This window comes from Pectobacterium jejuense (genome assembly GCF_026800125.1).
Classification (GTDB): domain Bacteria; phylum Pseudomonadota; class Gammaproteobacteria; order Enterobacterales; family Enterobacteriaceae; genus Pectobacterium; species Pectobacterium jejuense.
The window spans coordinates 1-22,871 of the sequence record NZ_JAPQKX010000004.1 but is presented as its reverse complement, the minus strand read 5'-3'; the positions used below and the strand labels follow the sequence as shown (position 1 = coordinate 22,871).

General features: G+C 54.0%; 21 protein-coding genes. 12 read left to right on the top strand and 9 right to left on the bottom strand.

Features of this window, described 5'->3' with window-relative positions; genetic code table 11:
* Positions 1-29: 29 nt before the first annotated feature.
* The 3 genes from gpdQ to NXT09_RS08550 are packed head-to-tail and all read left to right on the top strand — an operon-like array spanning position 30 to position 3,242.
* Positions 30-854 carry a glycerophosphodiester phosphodiesterase GpdQ gene (gene gpdQ / locus NXT09_RS08560; protein WP_095993674.1) on the top strand — a complete coding sequence of 275 codons (825 nt, stop codon included), beginning with the start codon at positions 30-32 and terminating at the stop codon, positions 852-854.
* Positions 854-1,942, top strand: coding sequence for an ABC transporter ATP-binding protein (locus NXT09_RS08555; protein WP_174868590.1), 1,089 nt, complete (start codon positions 854-856; stop codon positions 1,940-1,942). The genes gpdQ and NXT09_RS08555 overlap by 1 nt, the downstream gene beginning before the upstream one ends.
* Complete coding sequence (locus tag NXT09_RS08550; RefSeq protein ID WP_268579421.1) at positions 1,935-3,242, top strand: ABC transporter substrate-binding protein; 1,308 nt, start codon at positions 1,935-1,937, stop codon at positions 3,240-3,242. The genes NXT09_RS08555 and NXT09_RS08550 overlap by 8 nt, the downstream gene beginning before the upstream one ends.
* 45 nt (positions 3,243-3,287) lie before the next feature.
* Here NXT09_RS08550 and NXT09_RS08545 read toward each other — a convergent pair whose 3' ends face one another.
* From NXT09_RS08545 to NXT09_RS08530, 4 genes are all read right to left on the bottom strand, one after another.
* The gene (locus tag NXT09_RS08545; protein ID WP_205553502.1) at positions 3,288-4,550 is read right to left on the bottom strand and encodes an MFS transporter; all 1,263 of its coding nucleotides are present in this window, start codon (positions 4,548-4,550) and stop codon (positions 3,288-3,290) included.
* Between the two features lie 196 nt (positions 4,551-4,746).
* The gene (locus NXT09_RS08540) at positions 4,747-6,891 is read right to left on the bottom strand and encodes an alpha-galactosidase (protein WP_268579420.1); all 2,145 of its coding nucleotides are present in this window, start codon (positions 6,889-6,891) and stop codon (positions 4,747-4,749) included.
* A 209-nt stretch (positions 6,892-7,100) separates the two neighbouring features.
* Positions 7,101-8,105, bottom strand: coding sequence for a LacI family DNA-binding transcriptional regulator (locus NXT09_RS08535; protein WP_268579419.1), 1,005 nt, complete (start codon positions 8,103-8,105; stop codon positions 7,101-7,103).
* A gap of 54 nt (positions 8,106-8,159) precedes the next feature.
* Positions 8,160-8,768: an HD domain-containing protein gene (locus NXT09_RS08530; protein WP_240584529.1), complete on the bottom strand. Its 609-nt coding sequence runs from the start codon at positions 8,766-8,768 to the stop codon at positions 8,160-8,162.
* Between the two features lie 429 nt (positions 8,769-9,197).
* On the opposite strand from NXT09_RS08530, the gene trhA reads away from it, so the two are divergent.
* A complete protein-coding gene (gene trhA, locus NXT09_RS08525; RefSeq protein WP_010279833.1) occupies positions 9,198-9,845 on the top strand; it encodes a PAQR family membrane homeostasis protein TrhA in 648 nt (215 codons plus the stop codon).
* Positions 9,846-9,899: 54 nt separating this feature from the next.
* Here trhA and ygfZ read toward each other — a convergent pair whose 3' ends face one another.
* On the bottom strand, positions 9,900-10,901 hold the full coding sequence (ygfZ, locus tag NXT09_RS08520; protein WP_268579418.1) for a tRNA-modifying protein YgfZ: 1,002 nt from the start codon (positions 10,899-10,901) through the stop codon (positions 9,900-9,902).
* A 235-nt stretch (positions 10,902-11,136) separates the two neighbouring features.
* On the opposite strand from ygfZ, the gene sdhE reads away from it, so the two are divergent.
* From sdhE to rlmF, 3 genes are all read left to right on the top strand, one after another.
* Positions 11,137-11,403: an FAD assembly factor SdhE gene (gene sdhE / locus NXT09_RS08515; protein WP_005971623.1), complete on the top strand. Its 267-nt coding sequence runs from the start codon at positions 11,137-11,139 to the stop codon at positions 11,401-11,403.
* Between the two features lie 19 nt (positions 11,404-11,422).
* Complete coding sequence (locus NXT09_RS08510) at positions 11,423-11,797, top strand: protein YgfX (RefSeq protein ID WP_010301815.1); 375 nt, start codon at positions 11,423-11,425, stop codon at positions 11,795-11,797.
* 68 nt (positions 11,798-11,865) lie between these two features.
* Positions 11,866-12,801, top strand: a complete 936-nt coding sequence (gene rlmF, locus NXT09_RS08505; RefSeq protein WP_010301818.1) for a 23S rRNA (adenine(1618)-N(6))-methyltransferase RlmF — start codon at positions 11,866-11,868, stop codon at positions 12,799-12,801.
* Positions 12,802-12,866: 65 nt separating this feature from the next.
* Here the strand turns inward: rlmF and NXT09_RS08500 are convergent, their stop codons facing one another.
* From NXT09_RS08500 to NXT09_RS08485, 4 genes are all read right to left on the bottom strand, one after another.
* On the bottom strand, positions 12,867-13,190 hold the full coding sequence (locus NXT09_RS08500) for a hypothetical protein (protein ID WP_094370095.1): 324 nt from the start codon (positions 13,188-13,190) through the stop codon (positions 12,867-12,869).
* 28 nt (positions 13,191-13,218) lie between these two features.
* A complete protein-coding gene (gene fldB, locus NXT09_RS08495) occupies positions 13,219-13,737 on the bottom strand; it encodes a flavodoxin FldB (protein ID WP_268579417.1) in 519 nt (172 codons plus the stop codon).
* 339 nt (positions 13,738-14,076) lie between these two features.
* On the bottom strand, positions 14,077-14,463 hold the full coding sequence (locus tag NXT09_RS08490; RefSeq protein ID WP_039282122.1) for an acyl-CoA thioesterase: 387 nt from the start codon (positions 14,461-14,463) through the stop codon (positions 14,077-14,079).
* A 244-nt stretch (positions 14,464-14,707) separates the two neighbouring features.
* Positions 14,708-16,036 carry an MFS transporter gene (locus NXT09_RS08485; RefSeq protein ID WP_268579416.1) on the bottom strand — a complete coding sequence of 443 codons (1,329 nt, stop codon included), beginning with the start codon at positions 16,034-16,036 and terminating at the stop codon, positions 14,708-14,710.
* Positions 16,037-16,347: 311 nt separating this feature from the next.
* Between NXT09_RS08485 and xerD the strand changes: the two genes are divergently transcribed.
* The 5 genes from xerD (at position 16,348) to lysS (ending at position 22,732) form a co-directional block, all read left to right on the top strand.
* Positions 16,348-17,247, top strand: coding sequence for a site-specific tyrosine recombinase XerD (xerD, locus tag NXT09_RS08480; RefSeq protein WP_268579415.1), 900 nt, complete (start codon positions 16,348-16,350; stop codon positions 17,245-17,247).
* A gap of 137 nt (positions 17,248-17,384) precedes the next feature.
* The gene (gene dsbC / locus NXT09_RS08475) at positions 17,385-18,101 is read left to right on the top strand and encodes a bifunctional protein-disulfide isomerase/oxidoreductase DsbC (protein ID WP_010279866.1); all 717 of its coding nucleotides are present in this window, start codon (positions 17,385-17,387) and stop codon (positions 18,099-18,101) included.
* Positions 18,102-18,107: 6 nt separating this feature from the next.
* Positions 18,108-19,868 (top strand): single-stranded-DNA-specific exonuclease RecJ, encoded by a 1,761-nt coding sequence (gene recJ / locus NXT09_RS08470; RefSeq protein ID WP_268579414.1) that lies wholly within the window; start codon positions 18,108-18,110, stop codon positions 19,866-19,868.
* A 239-nt stretch (positions 19,869-20,107) separates the two neighbouring features.
* Positions 20,108-21,206, top strand: a protein-coding gene (gene prfB / locus NXT09_RS08465; RefSeq protein WP_117625043.1) for a peptide chain release factor 2 whose coding sequence is annotated in 2 segments (ribosomal slippage) — positions 20,108-20,182 and positions 20,184-21,206 — 1,098 coding nt in all. Because the reading frame shifts where the segments join, the coding sequence is not laid out codon by codon here.
* 8 nt (positions 21,207-21,214) lie between these two features.
* Complete coding sequence (lysS, locus tag NXT09_RS08460; protein WP_240584536.1) at positions 21,215-22,732, top strand: lysine--tRNA ligase; 1,518 nt, start codon at positions 21,215-21,217, stop codon at positions 22,730-22,732.
* Positions 22,733-22,871 lie beyond the last annotated feature (139 nt).

Below are 22,871 nucleotides of genomic sequence, written 5' to 3'. Positions count from 1 at the left end.
ATGGGCGAAATAACGATGAGGTGGTAGTTATGTTGCTGGCACAAATTTCCGATCTGCATTTTCGCAGTGAGGGGCGCAAACTCTATGAATTTATTGATATTAACGGAGAAAACGCCAAGGTCATTAACCAGCTAAACGCGCTGAGCGAGCGGCCGGACGCGGTGGTGATTAGCGGCGACATCGTCAACTGCGGAAGCCCGCAGGAGTATCAGGTGGCACAGCGCGTGTTGCAGATGCTGGATTACCCGATGTATGTGATTCCGGGCAATCATGATGATAAGCAGCATTTCCTCAACGCGATGCGCCCGCTTTGCCCGCAATTGGGCGATGATCCCGAGAACATCCGCTATGCGGTGGATGACTTCCCGATGCGCCTGCTGTTCATCGACACCAGTTTGGCTGGGCAGGCGAAAGGCTGGTTGACGCCGTCTACGCTGGGCTGGCTGGAGCAGCAATTGCAGGATCACTCCACGCGCGAAACGGCGATCTTCATGCATCATCCACCGCTCCCGCTGGGATCGGCGCATATGGATCGGATCGCCTGCGAAAACGGAAGTGAGCTGCTGACGCTGATCGAGCGTTTCCCGCAGCTTACGCGGATCTTCTGTGGACATACGCACCGCCTGATTATGACACAGCATCGGCAGGCGATTATCGCCACCGTGCCGGGTACCGTCCATCAGGTACCGTATTTCTACTATGACGATACGTCGTACTACAACCTGGAACCCGCCAGCGTGGTCATGCACCGCTATGTGCCAGTCACCGGGCTGGTGAGCTACAGCCAGTCGATCACCTCGTATCCTGGACCTTACCTCTACGATCCGCGTATCAGCTGCCCGGTGGATGCGTAATGGCCGTGATTCAGTTACGTAATATCAGTAAACGCTTCGAGCACATGCAGGCGCTGGCGTCGCTTTCGCTGGATATCGCTGACGGTGAGTTTCTGGTGCTGGTCGGGCCGTCTGGCTGCGGAAAAAGTACGCTGCTGCGTATGCTGGCCGGTCTGGAAGACGTGAGCGATGGGCAGATCCTGCTGGGTGACGACGACATTACGACGTGGAGTCCGAAGCAGCGCAATTTCTCGATGATTTTCCAGAACTACGCGCTGTTTCCGCACCTGACCGTCGAGCAAAACATCACTTTCGGGATGCGGATGCGCGGTGAGCCGAAAGCGGAGTATCCACAGCGCGTGCAGCGCGTTGCCAGCCTGCTTCAGCTTGAACCACTCCTGAAACGTAAGCCGGGAAAACTGTCCGGCGGTCAGCGTCAGCGTGTAGCAATGGCGCGGGCGATCGTGCGCGATCCGCGCTTGTTTTTGATGGATGAACCACTGTCGAATCTGGATGCCCGCCTGCGCAGCGACGTGCGGGACGGCATTATGGATCTGCATCGGCAGTTGAAAACAACCACCGTTTACGTCACGCACGATCAGATCGAAGCGATGACGATGGCGGACAGAATTGCGGTGCTCGATCGTGGCGTGCTGCAACAGGTTGGCACGCCGGAACAGCTGTATTCTCACCCCGCAAATGTCTTTGTCGCCGGATTTATCGGCACGCCCGCGATGAATATGGTGACGCTGCCTTGTGCTGATGGGCAGGCATTTCTACAGGCATTGTCTGTGGCGCTGCCCGCCAGTGAAGAAACGCGTTCACTAACCAGTGTGCTGCTCGGGATCCGCCCTGAGCATATTACCGAACACGCCGCGTCAGACGGCGACTTGTCATTGTCGGGAACGGTGAAACAACGGGAGCTATTTGGTGCGGAGTATCTGATCCATGTGGATACGCCGTTGGGAAATATTCGCTACCGTCGGCCAAATCGCGATGGCGTGCCGGATGTCGGCGCCTCCATTGTGCTTCATTTTTCACCGCAGGATTGTCATTGGTTTTCCGGGCAGACCGCCCGTAATTTATCCCAGGAGAAAAGAAATGCGTAAGCCCCGTATTATGGCGCTGGCGATAGCCTTGCTGATGTCCGGCCCCGCGTTGGCGAAAGAGAGTATCGATTTCATGTTTCCCGCGCCGGTTGATGGCAAGCTGACGATGGAAATGACGCGCATCATCAAGGAGTACAACCAATCGCAGGATCAGGTTGAAGTGCGTGGGATCTTCACTGGCAATTACGACACGACGAAGGTGAAAGCGGAAGCCGCTGCCAAAGCGGGCGATCCTCCCGCGCTGGTAATTATGTCGGCAAACTTCACTGCCGATCTGGTCATCAAAGATGAAATTCTGCCGATGGACGAGCTGTTCAAATACGGCAACGAAAAGGCCACGCCTTTCCTGACCAAAAATTTCTGGCCTGCGCTGCATCAGAACGCGCAGGTGATGGGCGTAACTTACGCGATCCCGTTCCACAACTCGACGCCGATCCTTTATTACAACGAAGATATGTTGAAGAAAGCCGGTTTCAACGAACCGCCGAAAAACTGGGATGAAGTGATTGCAGTTGCGAAGAAGCTGACTGATCCGGCGAAAGGACAGTGGGGCATCATGATTCCGTCCACGAACGACGACTACGGCGGCTGGATGCTGTCTGCGTTGACACGTGCCAACGGCGGGGCGTATTACAATGCCGACTATCCGGGCGAAGTGTATTACAACACCGCATCAACCAAAGGCGCGCTCCAGTTCTGGCGCGACTTAGTGTACCGCGACAAAGTGATGCCTGCTGGCGTGCTGAATTCCAAACAGATCAGCGCCGCATTTTTCTCCGGCAAGCTGGGCATGACGATGCTGAGCACCGGCGCGCTGGGCTTTATGCGTGAAAACACCAAAGATTTCCAACTTGGCGTGGCGATGATGCCGGAAAAAGAGCGTCGTGGCGTGACCATTGGTGGGGCAAGTCTGGTGAGCTTCAAAGGGATTTCCGAAGATCAGAAGAAAGCAACCTGGCAGTTTATGAACTATCTGGTCAGCCCGGAAGTGAGCGGCAACTGGAGTCGTTTTACCGGCTACTTCGCCCCGCGCATGGCGGCCTACGATCTGCCAGAAATGAAGGACTATCTGGCGAAAGATCCGCGTGCGGCGATTGCGCTGTCACAGCTGCAATATGCCCATCCGTGGTACGCCACCTATGAAACGGTCGCGGTACGTAAAGCGATGGAAAATCAGCTGGCGGCGCTGCTAAACGATCCGGCGAAAAAGGTCGATGACGCTGCTGCTGCCGCACAAAAAGAGGCGGATGGCATCATGAAGACTTATGTGGATAAAACGGCGTTGCGAGACGTGAAATAGTAATATCGCGCCCCGTTGGTATTAAACCGATGGGGCGCGATAATGTTAATGCGCAGCCTGAGAACTCATCCCCGCCGAGCTACGTGACGATGACAGAGTAAAGGCAGAGATTGCAGTGAAGGTAAGCGCGATGCCGCCCAGAATAAGGTAAGTCTGGTTGAAGCCGATGCGGTCATACAGATTGCCCGCCGCGGAGGAGAGGAATATCGCCATAAACTGCTTGGCGAACTGGAAGCCCACCAGATAAATCGTGGCCGACAGGCGCGAATCAAACGTATTGGCGATGTATTTGAAAATCCCGATGAGCAGCAGCGGCACTTCAAAGGCGTGCAGCATTTTCAGTATGATCACCTCCGTGACGGACGTGGCACAGGCCGATCCCAATATCCTGATCGACATAATCGTGCCAGCCACCAGAAGCGCATTTTTAGCGCCGATCCGGTTAATAAGCCAAGGCGTACAGAACATCACTAGCGCATTTGCAGCTTCCCCCGCGGTGGTGACAAAACCAAAGATCTGGTTGCCCTGTTCCTGCGAGCTAAAGAACGATTTAAAGAAATTAGCGAATTGCTGATCGTAGACGTCATAAATACAGGCGACGCCGACCACGTACAGCACCAGCAGCCAGAACTGACGGTTGGCCAGCAATCCTAACGCCAGCTTCACACTAAAAGGCGAAGCGTTAGCCCCGAGCGAGTCCATGACGGCGGCGGTCGGGTTGCTTTCCGTCTTCGCCAGACATAGCAACACAATCAAGATAATCGCCGAGCCGGATCCCATCCAGAACACGATATCGGGGTTGATGTTAAACAGCATACCCGCCGTTGAGGCGCAAATTCCCCAGCCAAAACAGCCAAACATGCGCGCCTTGCCGTACTCAAAGTGGTGCTGTCGGCTGATGCGTTCGATGTAGGCTTCAATGGCTCCGGCTCCCGCGCTGAAAGAGAACCCGATATACAAGCCGCCGACTAAAGCACCCAGTATCACGTTGATTTTTAACAGCGGCGCGAAGACATACAGAAAGAAAGGGGCAAAAAAGAGCAACAGCACCGAGATCACCCATAGCAGGTGCTTCTTCATGCCCAGCTTATCGGACAGGATGCCGAGGAAAGGCTGAAACAGGATCGCGAACAACGACAGGAAGGAAAAAACGATGCCGGTATCGGTCTTGTTGAGCCCGATAACGTCCGCCAGCCAAATTGGCAAAAACGGAAAGCACGTTGCCATGATAAAGAAATAAAGAAAGAAGAACGCGCCGAAAATCCAGAAGTTACGGTTGTTTTTGTAGTAGCACGAGGTGGTAGGCATCTTACTTTCCCCCTGGAAGGTATACCTGTCATACTTCAAGTTGCAGGTGTGTTGGCTGCGCTTAGTCACCCGAATCACTTACTTGAGTAAGCTCATCGGGATGCCTTCTCTTGCCGCCTGCCTGCAACTCGAATTATTTAGGGTATCGGTGTGTGGTTATGTGTTGGTGTTCCATGATTGCTATACAGCAAAAAAGCTAGCTGCCAGCGGTGTCCGGCACTGCGGAAAGCGCGACCAGAATGGCGGTTTCCGGCGTCAGGACGGGCAGGGCAAGGCCGGCCTGCATCAGCCAATCACCGGAAACCACGATCGGCTGACGTAACCAGGGCGGGAGCTCACGCATAGTGCCGCCGCCTTCTCGCACCGTTTTGATTTCCGGACCGTCCAGCAGCGTGACCTCATAGCGCGCGTCGGGCTGCAGGCCGGGGATGCGGAGCGTCCCCGCCAGCGAATAATCCGGCATACGTAGCTGAGCGACCTGGAAAACGGCGTGCTGCCGATCGTTGCTCACCACGCCGGTGACCTGCACCGTATCGTCCGGCATCTCGACCCGCCAGGTGGTGCCGCTGTGCAGCAGTGGGCGCAGCGTTTTGTGCAACTGGATGTAGTGGCGATAGCCTTCCAGCTCGTTGTCGTCAGCCTTCACGGGATCCAGCTCAATGCCCATGTGGCCGAACAGAGCCGTCAGGCCGCGAAAGGCGATGGTGTGACGCCGATACGTGGCGTGACAGCGAGCGTGCCCAATGTGTTGCCCCATGACTTCTGGTGGAAAGAAGTAGCTCATGCCGCGCTGGATGGTCTGGCGCTCCAGCGCGTCGTTGTTATCCGACACCCAGAAGCGCTGGGTACGTTCCAGTACGCCGTAGTCGATGCGTCCGCCACCGGAGGCGCAGGATTCAAATTCGACATGGGGAAAACGCTGGCGCAGGGTATTGAGCAGACGATAGAACTGTCGGGTTTGCGCATCGGCGGCCAGACGCCCTTCATGACCGGGCTGCACCAGCTCGCGGTTCATATCCCACTTCACATAATCGACCGGGTGTTCGCCCAGCAGCCAGCTCAGCCGCTCCAGCAGATAAGCAAAGGCCTCGGGCTGGTTTAAATTCAGCACGTACTGGTAGCGGCCCGTTGGCTGTGCGTAGCCGGGCAGTTGCAGCACCCAGTCGGGATGGGCGCGGAACAGGTCGGAATCGGGGTTAATCATCTCCGGTTCGACCCAAATGCCGAACTCCATCCCTAAGGCTTTGACGTGCTCAATCACCGGCATCAGCCCGTTAGGGTATTTTTCCTCGTCCAGATACCAGTCGCCGAGCGCGGCTTGGTCGTGGTGACGCCCACGGAACCAGCCGTCATCAATAATGAAGCGCTCTACGCCGACGTCGGCGGCTTTGCTCGCCATCTGCATGATGTACTCGGGGTCATGATCGAAATAGATCCCTTCCCACGTATTGAGGTGGACCGGGCGTGGTTTATCGCCGGAAAATTGGATCAGGGACTGGCGCAAGAAGGTGTGATAGCGCTGGCTCATGCCGTTTAAACCGGCATCAGAGAAGGCGGCGTAGACCCACGGCGTGGTGAGGGATTCCGACTGCGCCAGCGTGATTTCGCCCGGCAGATACAGGGCTTCAGCCTGCACGACGCGACGGCCGTCCGTTTTGATATCGGCACGCAAGCGGTGGTTGCCGCTCCAGCCTAAATGCACACCCCATACCGATCCACGCTGTTCGCTGAACGCGGACTCACCGAGGATAAAAGCGGGGAAATATTCGTGGGAGCTTCTGCCCCGACGGCTTTCCTGAATAAAACCGCCATGCTGCAACGTGAGGCGGTGAGCCTGAAACTCACGCAGCCAGCGGCCGTGGAACGCCATGACGTCGCTCGCCCGTTCCGGGATGGGCAGCGTGACGGCGAGGCGCTGTACTTGCCAGGCATCCGTACGCAGATTCTCTAGCGTGTGGCGCAGTTGCAGGACGTCGGTCTGCGGATCCAGACGCAGTTCGCTGATCAGGCGTAGCCCTGCCAGTTCATCTTCTGCCGTGATGGTGAGCGTATTGCCCTGAACGTCAGCCTGCGTCGTCGTGAAGATCGGCGCGGCGTCGTAGCCTGAACAGTGCCCCTCAATACCCGGCGAGCCAAACTGACCGCGCCCGTATTCCATCGCCAGCGTCAGAGGAAGATCCACATCCAGACGACCGTTAGCGACGGGGCGTTGCAGAGAAACGATATCTTCTGGTGAAAAACCGCGCAGCCGTGGTCCCCAGTAGAGAATTTCCGCCGCAGGGGCGCAGCGTACGATGACATCGCACTGTGCGCTGGTTAATTGAACAATATCACGCATCATGAGGAGGATTCCAAATTACGAATAGTGGATCTCAGTGAAAACTTAAACGTTTAAGCCATCAACTTAAACGTTTAAGAAATGTGATATTGTTAAAATAATCGTTAGAAAATGGAAAAAGTTTGCGATGGGGATGTGAAGATCATCTCGCTGACGGCTGGAGTCGTAAACCAACCGGTGGCTTTATGAAATGTGGCAGAGAGCGGGATAGATTAGGCGGGAAAACTCGTGTTACCGAGGCGTAACGTTGGCTGCCATAACACCTGCAAGTTTTCTACGGCTTCGCCTGCGATGAGCGCCTGCATCATGCTGGCAATCTGTTCGCCAACCTGCTCGCGTGTCGCCTGCTCGATGGCGGTCACGGTGATGTCGGTCAGGCTGTCCTGTGGTAAGCCGTCATACATCACTAATGCGATAGGGTGTGAACCGGAAAGCCGACCCGCCTGCTGTAATGCGGCAACGGCACCATCGCCGTGGACGTTGCCGTCCATCACCATCGCGGTGGGCGGTTCAGGCAGCGCCAGAAGATCGAGCATGGCCTGATAGCCCGCGCGGCGCGTGGGGTTCACACAGCGCAGATAGGTGTCGTGAAACGGCAGGCCGTGGTGTTGCAGAGCATCGCGATAGCCCTGACGACGCTGCATGATAAACGCCTGCGGGTGATCTTCGCTTAACATGGCGATACGGCGATGCCCAAGCGCGATCAGGTGTTCGGTTGCCAGCGCCATGCCTGCGCGGTTGTCAAAATCGAACCAGGCGTAAGGGTGAGGGAGCTGGCTGCGCCCCAGCGCCAGAAAAGGCACGTTGTGGCGTTGCAGTAACGTCAGCCGTGCATCCTGCTCGCACGTATGCGCCACAATCAGCGCGTCGATACGGCGGCTGGCGATCAATCTGGCGGCACCCTGACAGGCGTCTTGCTCGTCTGCCAGCAGGAGAAAATCGACTTCATGCTGTGCCAGCTTGCGGCTGATCGCGCCAATCATCTCAAAAAAGATATCGTTACTCAGGGAAGAGGCGTAGGGATAGACCAGCCCGACGGCGTTGCTTTTGCCCATTTTCAGACGGCGTGCGTGGGTATTGGGGCGGTAGCCAATGCGCGCCGCTTCTTCCTGAATACGCTGGCGCGTGGCGTCGGAGATATCACTATGGCCGTTCAACGCACGACTCACCGCCGCCACGGACAAACCCAGGTTATTCGCGATTGTTTTTAAAGACATCACCCTCTCCTGACGTGCATGCCCGGCGACGGGGCGTCTAGCGGGAAAACCGAATTATAGCAACCAGCCCTTGGCTTTGGCGTCTTCCAGATGTTGCTGGAGGTATTGCCACAGTTCTGGATTGATTGTGGAGATGAACTCGGCGCGGTCAAGAACCTGTTCCAGACGGATGCCGTTTTCTACCCAGCTTTGGCCGCCGTTAGACAGGTTCATCAGCATCGGCATGACGCGATCAAGCACCAGAGCGAACTGGGCACTGGGGGTTTCATTGGCTTCGTATTCTTCCCACAGATCGTGGAATTGCTGACGCTGTGGCTCGGGCAGCAGGCCGAAAATACGGGCGGCGGCGGCGACTTCCTGATCGTGAATCGCCAGACGAGCGGAAAGATCGTAAACGAGCACATCGCCCGCATCAATTTCGACGATGTCGTGAATCAGCGCCATTTGGATCACGCGCTGGATATCCACGCCTTCACCGGCATAAGGCGCCAACGCCATTGCTGCGACGGCAAAGTGCCAGCTGTGTTCGGCAGAATCTTCGTGACGTTCGCTGCCGATAATTTTGTTACGGCGCTGTACGCTTTTTAATTTATCGATTTCTATCAGAAAGCCGAAGACATCGGTCATGGAACCGAAATTCAGAGTAGATGGGGCAGATGACATGAAAAACTTACCTCTTGCAGTGAACACGATGCAGTAAAAATCATGCAGTGAAACGATATGTAGTGAAAACCAAAACGATATGTAGCGAAAACTACAGGAAGGTGCTGTGAGCGTCAGAACCGGATGACCGTTAACGCGAATAACCGGTAACAACGGCAGAGCCCTTCAAAAAACAGGGAGATATCAACGTCGATCATTGTAGGGGATGTCGCCCGAGATTGACATGAATGATTACACGCTTAGTGAGAGAGAAAACCGGAAATCAGGTGAGTGTAAATATTTTAGCTTACACGTGTACACTGAAACTATTCTCAGTTAATCTGCTCAAAGGTTAAGCACCTGCACCTGCGTCCCTGCATGAAAATGGGAAAGGCAAGGTGGATAACGTCAGCGCACGACGTGTACTGTTGAATACTGCGGAATCGATTGATGTCAAAAAATGAACAAATGCCGGATTACTCTCTGGCAGAGGAAATTGCGAACAGCATAAGCCATGGAATCGGTGTGATTTTCGGGATTGTGGGGCTGGTTTTATTGCTGGTGCAGGCGGTCAACAATGACGCTGGCAGCGTCGCGATTACCAGCTACAGCCTCTATGGCGGCAGCATTATTCTGCTGTTTTTGGCATCGACGCTGTATCACGCGATTCCGTCTCAGCGTATTAAGCCGTGGCTGAAGAAATTCGATCACTGCGCCATCTATCTGTTGATTGCCGGAACTTATACGCCGTTTTTGCTGGTCGGGCTGAATTCGCCGTTGGCGCATGGCCTGATGGTTGTCATCTGGAGCATGGCGCTGCTGGGCGTGATCTTCAAACTGGCGTTTGCTCACCGTTTTGAAGTGCTGTCGTTGATTACCTATCTGGTGATGGGCTGGCTGTCGCTGGTGGTGATTTATCAGATGGTGATGAAACTGGCGGCGGGGAGCGTGACGCTGCTGGCGGTGGGCGGCGTGGTGTACACGCTGGGGGTGATTTTCTACGCCTGCAAGCGCATTCCGTATAATCACGCGATTTGGCATGGATTTGTGTTGGGCGGCAGCGTCTGCCACTTTCTGGCGATTTATCTTTATATCTGAGCCTGCATAAAACGCATGAGCCAGACTGGCTCATGCGCGGTATTACTCGTCGAATTAATCCGTTATTTCATACGGCAGCGGCTGAACCGTGAGCTGGCTTTCGGCATCTTCACGGACGCGCAAAACGTTCTCTGCGGTAAGATCGTTATTCAGCACCGCCTGTACCCACACGTCACCGTTCTGCAATTGGCTGGCTGCCAACACCGTACCGGTACGACGCCAGTTCTCACCGAGCTGCAATTCGAGATCATCCCCCGCCTGCGGCACCTTGCTTGCCTTACCCGCTAGCCAATAAAGCGCACGTTTGTTGGCACCACGATATTTTGCCCGAGCGACCATTTCCTGACCGGTATAGCACCCTTTGCTGAAACTAATTCCATTTAATGCCTGTAGATTAGTCGCTTGCGGGATGAACTGCGCACTGTTTGCGCTGTCAATGATGGGCTGACCTGCTTCAATATCCAGCGTTAGCCATTGACGGCTGTCATTTAGGCTGACTTTATCGCCGAGCTGTTCAAGCAGCGATGCACTGTGCTCAGGCGACAGAACCAGCAAGAAACGTTCTGCAGGATGGGCGAAATGCAGTAAGGTAGCCCCTTCGTGCTGCACAACAGGGTGTTCAGCGTCAGGAAGCTGGCTAAATACAGATGCCAGCAGATCGCGGATGCCCGCACCCGCCGCGCCCAGCAGGATGGCGTTGTCGTCCGGTGCGATGGTTGTTTTCGAGAAAACGGCGTATTTTTTCAGTTCGTTAAGCTGGGCATCGCGTAGATTACGACGCTCAATAAACGCAAAGCCTTCGCCGTGATGGAACAGACGCAGGTTGCTCCACATTTTTCCTTTCGCGTCGCAGTGGGCGCAAAGGATGTGCCCATCGTCAGGCAGCGCGCCGACATCCGCGGTGACCTGCCCCTGAAGATATTTGACGGTATCCGGCCCGACCATCGTGACCAGTGCCCAGTCATCCAGCGAGATGAGCGTGGCGGCCAGTTGAGCGGAAGCAAATGGGGGTTGTGATGCAAAAGGGCGTTGATGAGCCGTATGTTGATTAACCATATAGTACAATCCTGCGCTAAGGGCGATACCCGAATGACCTAATGGTAAAAGAGCGCTCAGGGTTTGCAAGTGGTTATTCACGCTGCGTTATTAGAGAGCACATCCTGATACTGATGAGCGCACTCGGCGCGGCGCACGCCGGTAAACTATGTCAAAATGTTACTATTAGTTGATACCCGCTACCGGAATCAGAGTACACTAGCGGCAAGCAGCGATAACAAGGTGGACATGAAATATGGAAATCGATAATAAATCACGCATTCATTGGGCATGCCGCCGTGGTATGCGCGAATTGGATATCGCGATCATGCCGTTTTTTGAGCATGACTATGACACACTTAATGACACTGATAAGCGCACGTTTGTACGCTTGTTACAAAGCGACGATCCCGATTTATTCAACTGGCTGATGAACCACGGTGAACCGGAGGACGGAGAGCTGAAACGCATGATTTCCCTTATTCAGACGCGAAATAAAGATCGTGGCCCAGTGGCGATGTGACCTTCGCGTTTCCTGGCGCATGCAACTGCTGTCATTGGTTGTGCATGGCCTATTAGTATTGCTCATTCTGCTGGCACCGTGGCCGGACGGCTACGCGTGGCTATGGCTATGCCTGGTCACGATGGTGATGTTCGGTTTTATCCGTAGCCAACGGAATATTAAATCCCGACAGGGGGAAATCGTTCTGCTCAGCGAAACGACCCTGAACTGGCGGCAGCAGGAATGGCAGATCGTTAAACGACCGTGGCTGCTGAAGAATGGCGTATTACTGTCATTACAAGCAGTTAACGGTAAAGACAAACAACAGCTGTGGCTGGCATCGGACAGCATGGGCGATGACGAATGGCGTCACTTGCGCCAAATTCTTTTGCAGCAGAAACACTGGGCAAGATAGCAGTGCGTTGGACAGGTTTTTATTCGGTCATCGTTTGGCCGTGCTTTGAAATTGATTGGATATAACTGATGACTAAGCCCGCAGTGCAAAAAAATGGTCTGCACCCTCGTAATCGCCATCGCGACCGATATGATTTTCCCGCGCTCAAACAGAGCTATCCTGCGCTGATCCCGTTTGTAAAGGTGAATGCCTACGGTGATGAGTCCGTGGACTTTGCCAATCCTGAGGCGGTAAAAACGCTGAATCAGGCGCTGTTGCAGCATTTTTATCAGATTGAGCACTGGACGATTCCAGAGGGCTTTCTGTGCCCGCCGATTCCTGGCCGCGCCGATTATATCCACCATCTGGCTGACTTACTGGCGGAGGATAACCGTTCGGTGGTGCCGCGCGATGCATCCGTGCTGGATGTCGGCTGTGGTGCCAACTGCATCTATCCGCTGATTGGACATCGCGAGTACGGCTGGCGTTTTACCGGCAGCGAGATCAATCCGCAAGCGATGAAAGCTGCCAATGAGACCATTGAGGCGAACCCCGGCTTGAATCGGTCGATTCGTCTGCGTCGTCAGAAGAACAGCAAAGCGATACTGGCAGGGATTATTCATAAGAACGACACGTTTGATGCCGTCATGTGTAATCCGCCGTTCCATGCGTCTGCGGAGGATGCCCGTCAGGGATCGCAGCGCAAACTGCATAATCTGGGGCTGGATAAGCGCTCACCGCTGAATTTTGGCGGGCAGCAGGATGAGCTGTGGTGTGAAGGCGGCGAATCTGCTTTCATTGGTCAGATGATCAAAGAGAGCGCCGGTTTCGCCCGCCAGTGCCTGTGGTTTACGTCGCTGGTGTCGCGCAAAGAGAACCTGCCAGAGATTTATCGTGCGCTGGAAGCGGTTGATGCGGAGAAGGTCAGAACGATAGATATGGCGCAAGGCCAGAAGCAAAGCCGCTTTGTCGCGTGGAGTTTCCTTGATACCGCCGCGCGTACCCGCTGGTTACAAAAACGCTAAGCCATTTCAACGTCTACAAATATCAATATTTGCGGATACCGGTCACAACGGTATCCGTGAATGTGTTACTCGACGGTAATCGTATCCGGTTCCTGTTGGGTCACCTTCAACGACGTTCCCTGAATCGCCATAAACACCGCTTCCCGCCGGGTCAGATAGCCTTTGACGGGATGCGGTTTAATCGCGCCAGTCAACGTGGTATCGGTGATGATGCCACAGCCTGTTGCATGCGCGATTTGTTGTGCTGTCTCATCAAACCTTGAGAAATCGATAGTGTAATACTGCGGCACATCGCATTTCCCGCCCAGATTTCTGGCGTATTCCTCTGTGCCTGTTTGAGCACAACCAGCAAGCAACAATCCTGCGACCGCTATGAGTAACATTTTCATCGTGCTTACCTCTGTTGAGTCGTACGGTTTACAGCAGTGACGACATCTCTTGCAGGATCTGTTCGCACCACTGTTCCAGCCGTTCATCGCTGAGATCGTATTGGTTCACTTCGTCCAGCGCCAGTCCGACAAAGTGTTTGCCGTCGGCGGTCAGCGGTTTCGGGCTGGTGAATTCGTAGCCCTCTATCGGCCAGTACCCAATGAATGTGACACCCAGCGGCAGCAGTTGGTCATGCAGCATACCCAGCGCATCAAGGAACCATTCGCTATAGCCAAGCTGGTCGCCCATACCGTAGAGCGCGACGACTTTGCCTTTGAGGTTTAGCGTCGCCAGTTGACCCCAAATGTTCTCCCAGTCTTCCTGAATCTCACCGAAATCCCAGGTGGGGATGCCGAGAATCAGCGTACTGTAATCTTCCATACGTTGAGGATCGACATCCTTAAGATTGTGCAGATCCACCAGTTCTTCGCCCAGAATGTCGCGAATTTTTTCCGCCGCCATTTCGGTGTAGCAGGTGCTTGAGCCGTAAAACAGACCGATTTTCATACTATCTATAAGTCCATGATTTAATTATTTTCTACAATCAATGCGTTGGTTCAGTCTCTGCGCGGCGATGTCACTGCCTAAAGGCGATAAGCCCATCGCTCATTTGCTGCAGGAAACAGGCAATGGGTGCCATATTCGATGATATTGAGGTCTTTTACAATCGCTGGTGAAACATGCGGGGCAGAGCTATTGGCTTAAATGGCGGGGGAAAGAACCGTATTGAGGGAATGAGTTCGGAGGGAAGCACAGATCTCATTACAACATTCAGGATCTCTGCATTAGCACACCCGCGTATATGTCGAGTGTGCTAACAAAGAGAACTCATGGCAACACGAACGCTTAAAGCGCTAACGCATTCACTACCGCTTCTGGCATGGATGGGCGACCATTAGTCAGGCAAGTAGCGACAAACGTGGCTTCTGCGTAAGGGACACCGCCAACCTTGATTTGCTGAACGAAATTGACACGATTACGTTTCTCGTTCTTTTCCAACTGGCAGGTCACTTCTAATTGATCGCCTTTTTGCAGGCTTTTACGGAAACGCAGAGTGTACTCAAGCACCATGTAAATCTTTCCCTGCTTGAACTCTTCTTCAATATCAATGCCCAGCGCCTCTTTCATAAAGGCATGGCGCGTCCACTCCATGTAAAACGGGTAATAGAGACCGTCGACGACGCCCTGAAAGTCGATATGGCTGTCCTCAACTTCATAATGTTTTGAAAACATTTTTTGCATCCCAATCTGGTTGTATGTACTGAACAGATTTGTTGTACCGAATGAATTTGTTGTACTGAACGGATTTGTTACACCGACAGGCTTGTTGGTATACCTCACTTGATTAGCGTGGTAAATGCGAAAATGTATCAAAGTGATAATAACGTGGGGTTATGGTTTGAGCGGGGCTGAGCGGTGTGGTGACATCGTGAAAAGGAAAGGTGCAGTGAGGGCCGTAGCCCCCACTGAAGGGACATTATCCCAGAGACTGGTGACGCGTTTCTTTGGTTGCCAGCAGTGCGATCAGCGTCAGCGACGCCATGGCTGCCAGATAAACGCCGACGTAGAACAGGCCATAGTTAGCCGTCAACCACGCCGCGATATACGGTGCAACCGATGCACCCAGAATCGACGAAACGTTATAGGAGAATGACGCGCCAGTGTAGCGCACTTCCGTCGGAAACAGCTCCGGCAGCAGTGCACCCATTGGGCCGAATGTCAGTCCCATGATGCTCAGACCCAGCACCAGGAAGCCCATCACCAGCGCCTGATTACCTGAACCGAGCATATACGGGAACAGCATGGCGAAGACGATCATGAGACAGGTGATAGTAATCATGGTCTTACGGCGGCCAAAAGCATCCGCCAGATAGCCAGCTACCGGCACCATCAGACCAAAACCGATCACCGCAATCATCAGCATCAGCAGGAAACTGTTACGAGAGAAGCCAAGTCCTTTAGGTTCTGGCGCCGTACCGTACGTCATGGAATAAACGGTCATGATGTAGAACAGCGTGTAGGTCGCCAGCATGATGAAGGTGCCGAGGATCGTGACTTTCATATGCTTACTGAGTAGCGTGCCTAGAGGCATACGTACCTGCTTGCCGGCTTTGACCGCTTTGGTAAAGACGGGAGCTTCATGCAGAGAGATACGGACATACAGACCAACCAGCACCAGCGCGGCGGATGCGACGAACGGCACGCGCCAGCCCCAGGTCATGAATTGCTCTTCTGTCAGCAGCCAGGACAACAGCAGGAAGGTACCGTTAGCGAAGAAGAAGCCAATCGGTGCGCCAAGCTGAGGGAACGACCCATACAGCGCACGTTTATGGGACGGGGCATTTTCGGTCGCCAGCAGCGCTGCGCCACCCCATTCACCGCCTAGACCCAGCCCCTGGCCGAAGCGTGCCAGTGCCAGCAGAATCGGTGCAAAAATACCAATGGTTTCGTAGGTCGGTAACAGTCCAATAAGAACGGTTGAAATCCCCATGGTCAGCAGAGAAGCGACCAGAGTGACCTTACGTCCGACGCGGTCGCCAAAGTGACCGAAGACCGCCGAGCCAATAGGGCGAGCCACAAAGGCAATCGCAAAGGTGGCCAGCGACTGTAGCGTGGCGGCAGTCGGATCGCCTTGTGGGAAGAAAATGTGCGGGAAAATCAGCACCGCGGCAGTGGCGTAGATATAAAAATCGAAAAATTCGATAGCGGTGCCAATTAATGACGCAACAATCACTTTATTGCGTGAGTTTACGGGTGGTGCTTCCGCTTCGGCATCGAGAGTGGGAGTGACGGTGGTGGCTTGCATAATGTTTCTTTATTTTAACAACACGAACGACCATTCTACGCACAGAAAAATCGGCTTTTCAACGTTGATTAAGTAAGGGCAATGCCAGTCGGCACGCGGCTTCAAGGAGCCTGTTCCAATATATTATCGATACATAAAATATAATGTGCCACGGCCTTATTTTTGCCGGAGAATGTTATGGCGATGTTGATGTTCACGGGATATGTGAGATCGCACACAATTCTGTTTGCGAGAGAATGCGGACTTGATGAGGGTGTAAAGTCTCCGCTTCATCGGCATAATATTGCCAATCAGTGAAGAAGGACACAGCGATGCAAGAACACGATCAGGCGCTTATCGAACAGTTTCTCGATGCGCTGTGGCTGGAAAGAAATCTGGCAGAGAATACGCTGGCCTCTTATCGGCTGGATCTGCGAACGCTGGCAGAGTGGCTTGCGCATCATGACAACGATTTATTGCAGGCGCAGTCGCTCGATCTTCAGGCGTTTCTCGCTGACAGAGTTGAAGGGGGCTACAAGGCAACCAGCTCGGCTCGCTTGCTGAGCGCGATGCGTCGCTTCTTTCAGTACCTTTATCGGGAAAAGCTGCGCAGCGACGATCCGAGTGCCGCGCTGTCATCGCCAAAACTGCCGCAGCGCCTACCCAAAGATTTGAGTGAGGCGCAGGTGGATACGTTGCTCAACGCCCCAAGCATTGAACAACCGCTGGAATTACGCGATAAGGCCATGCTTGAGGTATTGTATGCCACGGGTCTGCGTGTTTCCGAGCTGGTCAGTTTGACGATGAGCGATGTCAGCCTGCGGCAGGGCGTGGTGCGCGTGCTGGGAAAAGGCAATAAAGAACGGCTGGTGCCGCTGGGTGAAGAAGCGGTGTACTGGATCGAGTATTATCTGGAACATGGTCGTCCGTGGCTGCTGAACGGGCAGACGCTGGATGTGCTGTTTCCCAGCAATCGCGCACGGCAAATGACGCGCCAGACGTTCTGGCATCGTATCAAGCATTATGCGGTACTGGCGTCCATCGACAGCGAAAAGCTCTCGCCGCACGTCTTGCGTCACGCGTTTGCGACCCATTTATTGAACCACGGCGCGGATTTACGGGTCGTACAGATGCTCTTGGGGCACAGCGATCTTTCCACGACGCAGATTTACACCCATGTCGCGACGGAGCGGCTGAAACAGCTGCATCAGCAGCACCATCCGCGCGCCTAGGGATAACATAACCAATTGAGTCACTATCAGAGTAACAGGACGTTATCTGGCTGACGGGACACCCCGTTCACTATCACAACGCATTGGTACAAGGCTATTTTGCTACGAACCATGTTGCGACAAACAGGATTGATGAAATGAAAAAAGGGTTATTACTGCTTTCTTTGCTGGTGGCGACGGCGACCAATTTTGCGCACGCCGATGATGCCGCGATCAAGCAGACGTTAACGCGTCTGGATATGCAGGGGGCGGAAATCCTGCCTTCGCCGATGGCTGGCATGAAAACCGTCATTACCGACAGCGGCGTGCTGTACATCAGCGAAGATGGCAAGCATTTGCTGCAAGGCCCGCTTTATGACGTGAGCGGCACCATGCCGGTTAACACTACCAATAAGATCCTGATCGGCAAGCTGGATGCGCTACAGGAACAGATGATTGTGTATAAAGCCGCGCAGGAAAAACACGTGATCACCGTGTTCACCGATATCACCTGTGGCTATTGCCACAAGCTGCATGAACAGATGAAAGACTACAACGCGCTGGGTATTACCGTGCGCTATTTGGCCTTCCCGCGTCAGGGTATGAAATCGCCAGCAGCGAAAGACATGCAGTCCATCTGGTGCGTGGCCGATCGCAATAAAGCATTTGATAGCGCGATGAAGGGCGACGCGATCTCGGCAGCAACGTGTAAAACTGATATTGCCGCGCATTACCAACTGGGCATACAGTTTGGCGTGCAGGGCACTCCTGCCATCGTGCTGCAAGACGGTATGGTCGTGCCGGGATATCAAGGACCGAAAGAAATGCTGGCGATGCTGGAAGCACACAAAGCTTCGAAGAAAACCGGCGGTTAATGCTACGTGAATATGATTACCCAACTCCGTCGGCGTCCGCTGGCGGAGGACATTGATTTACCTGACACCGTTCCGCCTTTGCTGCGTCGCCTTTATGCGCAGCGCGGCGTGAAAGGGGCGCAGGAGCTGGAACGTAGCCTGAGCGGTTTACTCAATTACCGTTTGCTCAGCGGCATTGATAAAGCGATTGATCTGCTGCAACACACGCTGGCCGAGAAGCGCTGTATCGTCATCGTTGGTGACTTTGATGCCGATGGTGCCACCAGCACGGCGCTCACCGTATTAGCGCTGCGCAGTATGGGCGGCGTGAACGTGAAATATCTGGTGCCGAACCGTTTTGAAAACGGCTACGGGCTAAGCCCGGAAGTGGTGGCGCAGGCTGCCGCGCTGGGTGCCGAAGTGATTGTGACCGTAGATAACGGGATCTCTTCTCACGCGGGCGTCGAAGATGCGCATCGGCGCGGTATCGCGGTGCTGGTGACCGATCACCACCTGCCGGGCGAAATCTTGCCTGATGCCGACGCGATGATTAACCCCAATCTGCCTGACTGCCAATTTCCCTCGAAGGCGCTAGCGGGCGTGGGCGTTGCGTTTTACCTGATGATGGCACTGTTCGTACGCCTGCGTGATAGCGGCTGGTTTACGCAGCCCTTATTTACGCAACAGGGGCTGGCGAAGCCGAACCTCACCGAATTACTGGATCTGGTGGCGCTGGGCACGGTGGCTGACGTGGTGCCGCTGGATGCGAATAACCGCATTCTGGTCGCTCAGGGGCTGAATCGCATTCGTGCGGGCGAGTGTCGTCCGGGCATTCGGGCGCTGTTGGAAGTGGCGAACCGCGATGCCAGCCAGCTAGTCGCCAGCGATTTAGGCTTTGCATTAGGCCCACGGCTGAATGCTGCTGGGCGATTACACGACATGAAAATCGGTGTCGACTTGTTGCTCAGCGATGACATTGTACAAGCACGCATCCTTGCCAACGAACTGAATGAAATGAATCAGGATCGTCGGGAGATCGAACAAGGGATGCAGGTCGAAGCGCTGCGCCTGTGCGAATCGCTGGAGCGCACTCGTACTGAGTTGCCTTACGGGTTGGCGATGTATCACCCAGAGTGGCATCAGGGCGTTGTTGGCATTTTGGCGTCGCGTATTAAAGAGCGTTTTCATCGTCCGGTGATTGCTTTTGCACCCGCTGGCGACGGCATGCTGAAAGGGTCAGGACGTTCCATTTCCGGCCTGCATCTGCGCGATGCACTGGAGCGGTTGGATACGCTGTATCCCGGCATGATGCAGAAATTCGGCGGACACGCGATGGCGGCAGGGCTATCGCTGCATGAAGATCGGTTCGAGGATTTTCGTCAGCGCTTCGGTGAACTGGTCGGCGAATGGCTCGATCCATCTCAGCTTGAAGGTGTCGTCTGGTCTGACGGTGAACTCGTGCTGCCGGAACTGGATTTGCTCTCAACGGCAGAAATGCTGCGTTATGCAGGGCCGTGGGGACAAGCTTTCCCCGAACCAACGTTCGATGGCTGCTTCCGTATCCTGCAACCTCGCCTACTCAAAGAGCGCCATTTGAAAGCGATGTTTGAACCGATCGGTGCAACAGGGCAGGTGCCGCTGTTAGACGGTATCGCGTTCAATATCGATACCACCATCTGGCCGGATCCGAGCATTAAAGAAGTGGAAATGGTCTATCGGCTGGATATTAACGAATATCGCGGTAAACGCTCGGTGCAATTGATGATTCAACATCTGTGGCCGCGCTGATATACCCGTCATACTTCAAGCTGCTTGTGCGTTGGCTGCCCTTACTCACCCCAGTCGCTTACTTGAGTAAGCTCCTGGGGACTCGCGCGGTTGCCGCCTTCACGCAGCCCGAATTATCTAGGGTAGAGTGTGGACGGAATACGGCAGGCAGAAAGTCTATAAAATGGGCCTTTTATCCGCTAGAATGGCGGGTTACACCATTCCGTTGTCAACGACTTAACGTAAGAATATAAAAAATCATGTTTGAAATTAATCCGGTAAAAAACCGCATTCAGGATCTGTCTGAACGTAGTGCCGTTCTTAGGGGGTATCTTTGACTATGATGCCAAGAAAGAACGCCTCGAAGAAGTAAACGCCGAACTGGAACAGCCTGATGTCTGGAATGAGCCTGAACGCGCTCAGGCATTGGGAAAAGAACGTTCCTCGCTGGAAGCTATCGTCGACACCATCGATCAACTGACTCAAGGTCTGGAAGATGTGAATGGTCTGCTTGAGCTCGCGGTGGAAGAAGACGACGAAGATACGTTTAATGAAACGTCGGTAGAACTGGACGCGCTGGAAAATAAATTAGGCCAGCTCGAGTTCCGTCGCATGTTCTCTGGCCAGTACGACAGTGCGGATTGCTACCTGGATATTCAGGCGGGTTCTGGCGGTACGGAAGCGCAGGACTGGGCCAGCATGCTGGTGCGTATGTACCTGCGTTGGGCGGAAGCCAAAGGGTTTAAAACCGAAATTATTGAAGAGTCAGACGGTGACGTGGCCGGTACGAAATCCGCCACCATCAAGATCATCGGTGACTATGCGTTTGGCTGGCTGCGTACTGAAACCGGCGTACACCGTCTGGTGCGTAAGAGCCCGTTCGATTCCGGCGGCCGCCGTCACACCTCATTCAGCTCCGCGTTTGTCTACCCGGAAGTGGATGACGATATTGATATCGAAATCAATCCAGCCGACCTGCGTATTGACGTGTACCGCGCATCCGGTGCGGGTGGTCAGCACGTTAACCGGACAGAGTCCGCGGTGCGTATTACCCACATTCCGACCAACATTGTTACGCAGTGTCAGAATGACCGTTCCCAGCATAAAAACAAAGATCAGGCGATGAAACAGCTGAAAGCGAAGCTGTATGAGTTTGAGATGCAAAAGAAAAATGCTGAGAAACAGATGATGGAAGACAACAAGTCTGATATCGGCTGGGGTAGCCAGATTCGTTCCTATGTTCTGGATGATTCGCGCATCAAAGATTTACGTACCGGCGTGGAAACACGTAATACTCAGGCGGTGCTGGATGGCGATCTGGACAAATTTATTGAAGCAAGTTTAAAAGCGGGGTTATAAGAATTCACATGGCTGAATCACAATCACAGGGTGCCGATCAGGCGCAAGATCTGAATAATGAATTAAAAACGCGTCGTGAGAAGCTGGTGGCGCTGCGTGAAACCGGGATCGCATTCCCGAATGATTTCCGCCGTGACAGCACGTCCGATCGTCTGCACGCTGAGTTCGATGCCAAAGAGAACGAAGAGCTGGAAGAACTGGGCGTTGAAGTGACTGTCGCGGGCCGTATGATGACCCGTCGCATCATGGGTAAAGCCTCTTTCGTGACCTTGCAGGACGTCGGTGGCCGTATTCAGCTGTATGTGTCCCGCGACGATCTGGCGGAAGGCATCTATAACGAGCAGTTCAAGAAGTGGGATCTGGGCGATATTCTGGGCGCGCGCGGCAAGCTGTTCAAAACCAAGACGGGCGAGCTGTCCATCCACTGTACCGAACTGCGTCTGCTGACCAAAGCGCTGCGTCCGCTGCCGGATAAATTCCATGGTCTGGCCGATCAGGAAACCCGCTATCGTCAACGTTATCTGGATCTGATTGCCAACGACGAATCACGCAATACCTTCCGCATTCGTTCTAACGTGATGGCTGCAATTCGCCGCTTCATGGTGGATAACGGTTTTATGGAAGTTGAAACGCCAATGATGCAGGTGATCCCCGGCGGCGCGTCTGCCCGTCCGTTCATCACGCACCACAACGCGCTGGACATCGACATGTACCTGCGTATCGCGCCGGAACTGTATCTGAAGCGTCTGGTTGTGGGTGGTTTTGAGCGTGTGTTCGAGATCAACCGTAACTTCCGTAACGAAGGCGTTTCCCCGCGTCACAACCCTGAATTCACCATGATGGAACTTTATATGGCGTATGCCGATTATAAAGACCTGATTGTGTTGACGGAGAACCTGTTCCGTACGCTGACGCAGGATGTGCTGGGCTCGACGACGGTGCAATACGGCGACCAGACATTCGACTTCGGTAAGCCATTCGAGAAGCTGACGATGCGTGAAGCGATATGCAAATACCGTCCTGAAACCAACGTTGCCGATCTGGACGATCTGGAGAAAGCGACCGCGATCGCTCAGTCTCTGGGGATCAAGATCGAGAAAAGCTGGGGTCTGGGCCGCATCGTTACCGAGATCTTCGAAGAAACGGCAGAAAGCAGCCTGATCCAGCCAACCTTCATCACCGAATATCCGGCTGAAGTGTCACCGCTGGCGCGTCGTAACGATCAGAACCCAGAAATCACCGATCGCTTTGAGTTCTTCATCGGCGGCCGTGAAATCGGTAACGGCTTCTCCGAGCTGAACGATGCCGAAGATCAGGCAGAGCGTTTTGCACAGCAGGTGAATGCTAAAGACGCGGGTGATGACGAAGCGATGTTCTACGACGAAGACTACGTGACTGCGCTGGAGCACGGCCTGCCGCCAACCGCGGGTCTGGGTATCGGTATCGACCGTATGGTGATGTTGTTCACGAACAGCCACACCATCCGCGACGTGATCCTGTTCCCGGCGATGCGTCCGCAGAAATAAGATAGAGAAAGTCAGACTGACGTTGTCGTCAAACTTCATTAAGCCGGTGCAACTGCACCGGTTTTTTTATTGTCAGCTTTAAACCACCTCCTCGGGAGGTGGTGATTGTTCCTGTGAGGCTATAGCCTGAAGAAAGCCC